Annotated in this window: 7 protein-coding genes; 5 read left to right on the top strand and 2 right to left on the bottom strand. The window is 71.0% G+C overall.

Annotation, left to right across the window (positions count from 1 at the left end):
- The 4 genes from HG543_RS48670 to HG543_RS48655 all read left to right on the top strand — a co-directional run.
- The coding region (locus tag HG543_RS48670; RefSeq protein WP_169351805.1) for an energy transducer TonB at positions 1–331 on the top strand (331 nt) is incomplete at its 5' end.
- 31 nt (positions 332–362) lie between these two features.
- On the top strand, positions 363–1,925 hold the full coding sequence (locus tag HG543_RS48665) for a PepSY-associated TM helix domain-containing protein (RefSeq protein ID WP_169351804.1): 1,563 nt from the start codon (positions 363–365) through the stop codon (positions 1,923–1,925).
- A 152-nt stretch (positions 1,926–2,077) separates the two neighbouring features.
- Positions 2,078–4,402 (top strand): TonB-dependent receptor, encoded by a 2,325-nt coding sequence (locus HG543_RS48660; protein WP_169351803.1) that lies wholly within the window; start codon positions 2,078–2,080, stop codon positions 4,400–4,402.
- Between the two features lie 42 nt (positions 4,403–4,444).
- Complete coding sequence (locus tag HG543_RS48655) at positions 4,445–5,125, top strand: Fe2+-dependent dioxygenase (protein ID WP_169351802.1); 681 nt, start codon at positions 4,445–4,447, stop codon at positions 5,123–5,125.
- 27 nt (positions 5,126–5,152) lie between these two features.
- On the opposite strand, the gene HG543_RS48650 is transcribed toward HG543_RS48655, so the two are convergent.
- Complete coding sequence (locus HG543_RS48650; protein ID WP_343073631.1) at positions 5,153–6,862, bottom strand: DEAD/DEAH box helicase; 1,710 nt, start codon at positions 6,860–6,862, stop codon at positions 5,153–5,155.
- Positions 6,863–7,087: 225 nt separating this feature from the next.
- Here HG543_RS48650 and HG543_RS48645 point away from each other — a divergent pair, with 225 nt between their 5' ends.
- Positions 7,088–7,693, top strand: coding sequence for a hypothetical protein (locus tag HG543_RS48645; RefSeq protein ID WP_169351800.1), 606 nt, complete (start codon positions 7,088–7,090; stop codon positions 7,691–7,693).
- 9 nt (positions 7,694–7,702) lie between these two features.
- On the opposite strand, the gene HG543_RS48640 is transcribed toward HG543_RS48645, so the two are convergent.
- The gene (locus HG543_RS48640) at positions 7,703–8,152 is read right to left on the bottom strand and encodes a type II secretion system protein GspG (RefSeq protein WP_169351799.1); all 450 of its coding nucleotides are present in this window, start codon (positions 8,150–8,152) and stop codon (positions 7,703–7,705) included.
- Between the last annotated feature and the right edge of the window lie 309 nt (positions 8,153–8,461).

Raw genomic sequence — 8,461 nt, 5'->3', positions numbered from 1 at the left:
GGGCGGCATCGTGGGTGCGTCGGGCGGGACGGGCGAGGCGGTGGGGCTGAAGCAGGTGTCGCGTCCCCCGGCCGTGCTGAAGCAGGTGACGCCGGAGTATCCGCGCCGCGCGCGCTCGGAGCGCATCCAGGGGCTGGTGCTGGTGCGCATCATCATCGGGACGGACGGGAAGGTGGAGCCTGAGCACACCCGGGTCATCCGCTCCGTGCCCGCGCTGGACGCGGCGGCCATCGACGCGGTCAACCGCTGGCGCTTCTCCCCGGCCATCGGCCGCGAGGGCCGGCCGGTGCGCGTCATCATCGAGGTTCCCGTTCAGTTCTCCCTGAAGTGAAGCGCCGTACCGCGCAGTGAGTCGTCACGACATGAGCAGCCTCTTTCGCAAGATCCTCTTCTGGACCCACCTCGTGGCCGGCATCGCCGCCGGGCTCGTCATCGCCGTCATGTCCATCACCGGCGTGGCGATTGCCTTCCAGCCGCAGATTCTCGAGTGGGCCGAGAGCGGTGCGCGCAAGGTGCAGGTGCCCTCGCCGGACGCTGCGCGGCTGCCCGTGGACGCGCTCGTGGCCCGCGTGCGCGCGGCGCGCCCGGAGGCGCAGCCCTCGGGCGTGACGGTGTACCCGGAGCCCGACGCGGCCGTGCTGGTGAACCTGGGCCGCGAGAGCCTCGTGTACGTGAACCCCTACACGGGCGACGTGCGCGAGGGCGGCGCCGAGGGGTGGCGCGAGTTCTTCCACGTCAACGAGGAGCTGCACCGGTGGCTCGCCGCGAGCGGGGACAACCGCGCCGTGGGCAAGGCGCTCACCGGGGCGAGCAACGCGCTGTTCCTCTTCCTGGCCATCTCCGGCCTGTACCTGTGGTGGCCGCGCAAGTGGACGCTGCGCGCGATGCGGCCGTCGCTGTGGTTCCGCCGCGGGCTGAAGGGCAAGGCGCGGGACTGGAACTGGCACAACGTCATCGGCTTCTGGTCTCTGCCGGTGCTCATCGTCCTCACCGCGTCGGGCATGGTCATCTCGTACCGCTGGGCGTCCGACCTGGTGTTCAAGGTGACGGGCAACACGCCTCCCACGAACCAGGGCCCGCCGGGCATGGCCGCGGTGAAGCTGCCCGCGCCGCCGCCGGGCACCGAGCGGCTCGGACTGGACGCGCTCTTCGCGGAGGCGCGTCACTCGACGCCATCGTGGAAGTCCGTGTCGCTGCGGCTCGGAGGCGGGCAGCGTCCCGGTGGGCCGCAAGGCGGGCGTGGACCGCAGGGCGCTGGCGCTCCCGAGGGCCGGCAGGGTGGGCGAGGCCCGGAGGGCGCGCAGGCACGCGCCGAGGGTGCCGCGGCTCAGGAGCCTCGGGCACAGGCCGAGGGTGCGCCCGCCATGACCGGGCAGGGCCCACAGGCTCGCGCCGACGGCGCTCCGGCCCAGCAGGAGCAGGGACCGCGTGGCGCGCAGGCCGCGGGCGCGGAGGACACGCGGGGCCCAGGGCCCCGGGCGCAGGCCGATGGCGCGCCGGCCCAGGCGGGGCAGGGACAGGAGCAGCCCTCGCGCGGCGGGCCCGGCGCGGGCGAGTCGCGTGGCGGAGGCGGCGGTGGCGTGGACGCGCTCACCTTCACCGTGCGCGAGCAGGGCGCGTGGCCGCTCTTCGCGGCGACGCAGGTGTCGCTGGACCCCTTCACCGGCAAGGTGGTGAAGCAGGAGGGCTACGAGGACTACAACGGCGGTCGCAAGCTGCGCACGTGGCTGCGCTTCCTCCACACGGGCGAGGCGCTCGGGTGGCTCGGCCAGCTCGTCGCCGCCATCGCCTCGCTGGGCGGCGCCGTCCTCGTGTGGACCGGCTTCGCCCTCGCCTGGCGCCGCTTCTTCCCGCGCCGCCGCGCCGCCAGCACCGAGTCCACCGAGGCCGTCGCCGTGCCCGCGGAGCCGGAGCGCGCCGCGTGAGCCACACGTCCACCCCGGGCGAGTGACTGGAGAGAGCCCCGGTCCGCTCGCTGACTCCCACGGGTGGAATTTTATATTTGACTTTGAGTATCAAAATCAGTTTCAAGCGGGTCCACAGCTTGGACTCTTCCTTCAGGAGCACGAAAGCAGCCATGTCCCCCAGCCACCCCCGTTTCACAGGCATCCGCTCGTCCGTCGGCCACTCCGGAGGCGTGCGCGCGGCGCTGCAGGCCGCAGTAGGCCTCGCGTCCGCGCTGGCCACGAGCGCCGCCGTCGCCCAGGAGCCGGTGCCCACCCAGGCCGCGCCGGCCACGCCGCCCGCGGTGCAGGTGACGGAAAGCACGAGCGAGGCCGCTCCGGCGGCGCCCGCGCCCGGGACGCCCGCGGACACGCAGGCGGCGGGGCAGGGCGCCGAGGACACCTTCGTGCTGCCCACGGTGCAGGTGCAGGGCGAGGCCGAGCGCGGCTACGAGGCCCCCGAGAGCAGCCTCACGCGCCTGCCCAAGCCGCTGGTGGACACGCCGCAGACCGTCACCGTGGTGAACGAGACGGTGATTGAGGAGCAGCGGGTGACGACGGTGCGCGAGGCGCTGCGCAACGTCTCCGGCATCACCATCAGCGCGGGCGAGGCGGGCCGCCAGGGCGACAGCTTCATCCTCCGCGGCTTCTCCGCGCAGAACGACATCTCCCGTGACGGCGCGCGCGACATGGGCTGGTACGCCCGCGACACGTTCAACCTGGAGGGCGTGGAGGCCTACTTCGGCCCGTCCGCCGTCCTCTTCGGCCGCGGCTCCACGGGCGGCGCCATCAACCTCGTCACCAAGAAGCCCAAGAAGACGTCCTTCCAGGACCTCGCGGTGAGCGGCGGCACGGCGCCCTCCGGCCGCGTCGAGGTCGACCTCAACGAGGCGCTCTCCGAGGACTTCCAGGTCCGCCTCAACGCCATGGGCGAGCTGGGCCGCGCGGCGTCGCGCGACGTCGTCCAGGACAACCGGGGCGGCATCGCCCCCTCGCTGCGCTACCAGCTCAGCGAGAACACCGCCTTCGAGGCCGACTACCTCTTCCAGCGCGAGGTGGGCGTCCCCGACTACGGCCAGCCGTACTTCAACGGCGCCCCCGTCTCCGACACCCTCGACGTGCCGCGTGAGTCCTTCTACGGCGTGAACGGCTCGGACCACACGCGGGTGAATGCCCACGTCGCCAGCGGGCGGCTGCTCCAGAAGCTCGCCGAGGGCTTCCAGTTCACCAACACGCTGCGCTACGGCCGGGTGGACCGCTTCACCCGTCCCACGTCGCCGCGCGGCCTCACCCCGGCCCCGGCCCCGACGAACATCGGCCGGCAGCGCTTCGAAATCGAGACGGACAACTCGTACCTCGCGAACCTCGCGGACGTGCGCGGCACGTTCGACACGGGCTTTCTGAAGCACACCGCCAACGCGGGCGTGGAGCTGACGTGGGAGAAGCGCGGCCAGGAGCGCTTCAACCTCAACGCGGTGGGCCTGCCGAGCGGTCCCAACCTGCCCGCGGACCTGTTCAACCCGGACAACGAGCCGGACCTCTCCCCGGTGCAGCGCACCTACGCCAACGCCAACGTCGGCGTGCAGCGGACGCTGGGCCTCTACGTGGCGGACCAGATTGCCCTGGGCAAGTACGTCGAGGTGCTCGGCTCGCTGCGCTACGACGTCTTCAACACGGACTACACCGCCGTGGCCACCAACGGCACGAAGACGCGCCTGGAGCAGAGCGACAAGATGGTCAACTGGCGCGCGGGCGTCGTCGTGCACCCCATGGAGGGCACGAGCGTGTACGGCATGTATGGCACGTCCTCCAACCCCTCCGCCGAGGCCGGCACGGTGTCCGCGGACACCGTGAGCCTGGACCCGGAGAAGAACGCCATCCTCGAGTTCGGCGCGAAGGGCGAGTTCCTCGATGGCCGGCTGGGCCTCACCGGCGCCGTCTTCCGCATGGAGAAGACGGACGCGCGCGTGCCCAACACGGACCCGGAGGGCCCGCCGCAGATTCTCGCGGGTGAGCAGCGCGTGCAGGGCTTCAACGTGGGCGTGGCGGGCACCGTCATGAAGGACCTGCGGATGCTGGCCAACTACACGCTGATGGACTCCGCCATCACCGAGCACACCAACCCGTACCTCGTGGGCCAGCGGTTGCCCAACACCCCGCGGCACAGCCTCTCGCTGTGGACGACGTACCAGGTGCTGGAGCGCCTCTCCGTGGGCGGCGGCGCCGTCTACCAGGACGTGACGAGCGTCAACAACCCGACCTCGGCCAGCCAGGCGACCAACAGGGTGCCCAACTTCTGGCGCTTCGACGCGTTCGCCAGCTACGAGTGGGGCAAGGCGCAGCTCCAGCTCAACGTCTACAACCTCACCAACGCCCTCTACTATGACCAGTACTACGCGGGTCATGCCGTCCCGGCCGAGGGCATCTCCGCGCTGCTGACCGCCCGCTACCGCTTCTAGTCGCGGGGGCTTCTCGCCGTCCTTCCTTCCGGAGCGCTCTCCATGATGGTGCACATCCCCAACGTCCTGACCGCCGAGCAGGTGGCCCACTGCCGCGCCGTCATGGAGAGGGCCTCGTGGACGGACGGCCGCGTCACCGCGGGCTACCAGTCCGCCCAGGTGAAGCGAAACCAGCAGTTGCCGGACGACGGGCCGGAGGCGCGGGAGCTGGGCAACCTGGTGCTGGCGGCGCTGGAGCGCAGCGCGCTGTTCGTCTCGGCGGTGCTGCCCCAGCGCGTCTTCCCGCCGCTGTTCAACCGCTACGAGCAAGGGATGACCTTCGGCTCGCACGTGGACAACGCGCTGCGCCCGCTGACGGGCACGCCCGTACGCATCCGCACGGACGTGTCCGCCACGCTGTTCCTCTCCGAGCCGGACAGCTACGACGGCGGAGAGCTGGTGGTGGAGGACACCTACGGCAACCACGCGGTGAAGCTGCCGGCCGGGGACCTCATCATCTACCCGGCGACGAGCCTGCACCACGTGACGCCCGTCACGCGCGGCGTGCGGCTCGCGTCGTTCTTCTGGATTCAGAGCCTGGTGCGGGACGTGTCCAGGCGCGCGCTGCTCTTCGACATGGACACGGCCATCTCCCGCCTCAACCAGGAGGTGCCGAAGAGCCCCGCCCTGGTGATGCTGACGGGCTGCTACCACAACCTCCTGAGGCAGTGGGCGGAGCCCTGAGCCGCGCGGCCCGGGGCCCCTCGGGGGTCAACCCCGGTCCTTGCGCACGATGACCTTGCGGCCGCGCAGCGTCGTCTCCTTCAGCGCGGCGATGATGCGGTTGGCGTCCGGCTCCGGCACCTCCACCAGGGAGAAGCTGTCTCCAATCTGGATGGCGCCGATGCGCGACGAATCGAGCCCCGCCTCGCCGGCGATGGCGCCCACCAGGTCCGCCGGGCGCATGCCCGCGCGGCGGCCCGCGCCAATCCACAGGCGGGTGATGTCCCAGGACGGAGGTCCGCCGCGCGCCTTGCCGCCGCGTTCCTGTCGTCCGCGAGGGCCTCCGGGGCCGGCGGGCTTGCCGGGGCGCTCGGCGGGCGGGGCGACGACGGGAATCTCCTCTTCCTTCCCCTCGCGGCCCTCGTCCTGCGCCTCCTGGAGGAGCTTCACCGCGGCGGCGGCGATGTCCATGGGGTCGAACTCCGAGGCGAGGTCCTCGACGACGCCGCGCAGCCGGTCCAGCTCTCCGGCCACCAGCGTCTCGCGCAGCGAGGCGCGAATCATCTCCTGACGCTTCTCGCGCAGGTCCGCCACGGTGGGGACGGTGGCCACCTCGATGCGCTGGCCGGTGACGCGCTCGATGTTGCGCAGGAGCCGGTGCTCGCGGGGCTCCACCAGCGTAATCGCCACGCCCTCGCGGCCGGCGCGGCCCGTGCGGCCGATGCGGTGCACGTACGTCTCGGGCGCGTTGGGCACGTCGAAGTTCACCACGTGCGACAGCCGGGGGATGTCCAGCCCGCGCGCCGCCACGTCCGTGGCCACGAGCAGGTCCGTGCCCTGCGACTTGAGCTGCTTGATGACGCGATCTCTCTGCTCCTGCGTCATGCCGCCGTGCAGGGCGTGGGCGCGCCAGCCGCGGCCGTTGAGGGAGATGGTGAGGTCATCCACCTCGGTGCGGGTGCGGCAGAAGATGATGGCCGCGGTGGGGGACTCCACGTCGAGCAGGCGGCCCAGGGTGGCGATCTTGAAGGCGCGCGGGACGACGTAGGCCGTCTGGCGGACGCGGGGCATCTCGCCCTGTTCCACCTTCTCGCGAGCAATCTTCACGCGCACGGGCTCGTGCAGGTGGCGCTCGGCGATGGCGGCGATGCGCGGGGGCAGGGTGGCGGAGAAGAGCGCCGTCTGCCTGTCTTCTGGCGTGCCGGAGAGGATGGCCTCCAGGTCATCGGCGAAGCCCATGTCGAGCATCTCGTCGGCCTCGTCCAGCACGACGGTGCGCACGTCATCGAGCTGGAGGGTGCCGCGGCGCAGGTGGTCCAGCGCGCGTCCGGGCGTGGCGACGACGACGTCCACGCCGCGCTTGAGCACGCGCAGCTGCTGGCCGATGACCTGCCCGCCGTAGATGGGCAGCACGCTGACGCCCATCTTCTGGCCGTAGCGGTGGATGGCCTCGGAGACCTGCATGGCCAATTCGCGCGTGGGCACGAGCACCAGCGCGGAGGCGGCATTCGGCCGGCTCTCACCCGGCGTCAGGTGGTGGAGCAGGGGCAGGGCGAAGGCGGCCGTCTTGCCGGTACCGGTGGCGGCCATGCCGAGCAGGTCCTTGCCGGCGAGCAGCGGCGGGAGCGCCGCGGCCTGGATGGGAGTGGGCTCCTCGTAGCCCAGCGTGGTCAGCGCCTCGAGCAGCGCGGGCTTGAGGCCCAGCGATTCGAAGGTGGCGCGAGGGGTGTCTTCGGGAGGAGGGGGGGAGGCTTTCACGAGCCGGGCTTGTATCACCAGCACTCCCCGGACGGGCCCGAAGAATGTCGGTTCTGTCCCACAGCCGAAAACCGCCCGACATTCCTCCCGAGCGTACGGCATGGGCCCACCTGTCCGGAGGGAGCGGCACGCACGGGAGTCCGGTGGATTGTCCGGTTCTGGGTTGACCTAGAATACTCGGATTACATGCTTGACGGGTCCGATGACCCGTGGAGGGGTTGGGCCATGCGAAGCGTCTCTTGGAGCCGTTCCTGGGTGGTGGTGTCCCTGCTGGGGCTGGCGGCCTGTGGTCCCGAGGATGGCAGCGGGATGGATGACTCGGAGCTCGGGACGGCGGAGGCGGAGCTGCAGTCGTGCAGCCCCACGTCGCCGCAGCCGGCGGGCTGCTACTACGGTCAGTACTGCGGGGTGAATGCCTACTGCGAGCCCGTCGCGGCGCCCACGTGTCAGAACTTCGTGGCGCACGGGACGAGCTGGAATCCGAACACGTCGCTCGGGCCCGTCATCTACCAGTCGGGGCAGGTGTACTTCGGGCCGGATGGCGTCTGGTGTTCGCCGAACCTCGACCGCATCATCATCCGGCTGAAGGCCTATTCGCCGTCGGGGAACCTGCCCACGTCACGTTCGGGCTTCAGCGGCTGGCTCCGTTACGTGCGGATGGATGGCGGTATCGTGGACGCCTCGTCGCTCGTGACCAATGTCAACACCAGCGCGGACCGCCGGACGACGACGTTTGATACCAACCTCTGCGTGTACCCGGGCACGACGACGGTCAGCGCCGGCTTCTACTTCGTGGATGGGAACGAGCACTGCGTCCAGGCGGTGAAGTAGGACAGGCGGTCAGCCCGGCCGGGACGGCTGGCAGGTGAGCAGCTGTCCCGGCGGGACGGGCCAGTGGTCGGTGATGGGGTGGAGCTCGAGGGAGATGTCGGCATCGATGCCTTCTCCCCCGGGCTCGCCGTCCTCTCCGTATGACAGGATGACAGGCGGGACCGCCTCGGCGCGGTACACGTAGTCACGCTTCCACGGGTCCTTGGGGACGAGCTCCAGGGCACCGGCCTCGACGAGGGCGCGGAGTCCGCCGGCCGCGTCCGGGTAGCAGCCGCGCTTCTCCGCGTACAGCTTGAAGGATTGCTTCAGATTCTTGAGGTCCAGCGCGGCGCTGTCCCGCCGGGCAGCGTCCAGCTTCGGGAGGACCACGACAGTCACCGCCCCCGCGATGAGGCCGATGATGATGAGGATGATCCACATCTCGATGGCGGTCTGACCGCGGTTTCCGCGTCGCTCCATGTGCGCACCTCGAAGGCCGGGCCACGGGAGCGCGGCACCGGATTCGAGGGTGGGATTTGCACCTGGCGTGCCGGGTCGATGCGGCGTGCCTCATGATGCCCTCCCATGACTCCCGAAGCTGCGCGCTCGTGTCACGCCCCTCCATCGGCCTCCCATGGCGGGAACGAAGTGCACGCAGCCGGAGGACCCGCCAGGTCCTCACCGGGCGCGGGCCCCACCCTCCCTGGCATGTCAGCCCCCTCCGGTAGAAGGGTCGTCGTGGAGGAATGATTCCTCCAGTGAGGGCGGCGGCCCGGGGGAGGTGGGGAG

The organism is Pyxidicoccus fallax, assembly GCF_012933655.1.
Classification (GTDB): Bacteria; Myxococcota; Myxococcia; order Myxococcales; family Myxococcaceae; genus Myxococcus; species Myxococcus fallax.
The sequence above is the reverse complement of the archived record's forward strand: the minus strand, read 5'-3'. Positions and strand labels throughout refer to the sequence as shown.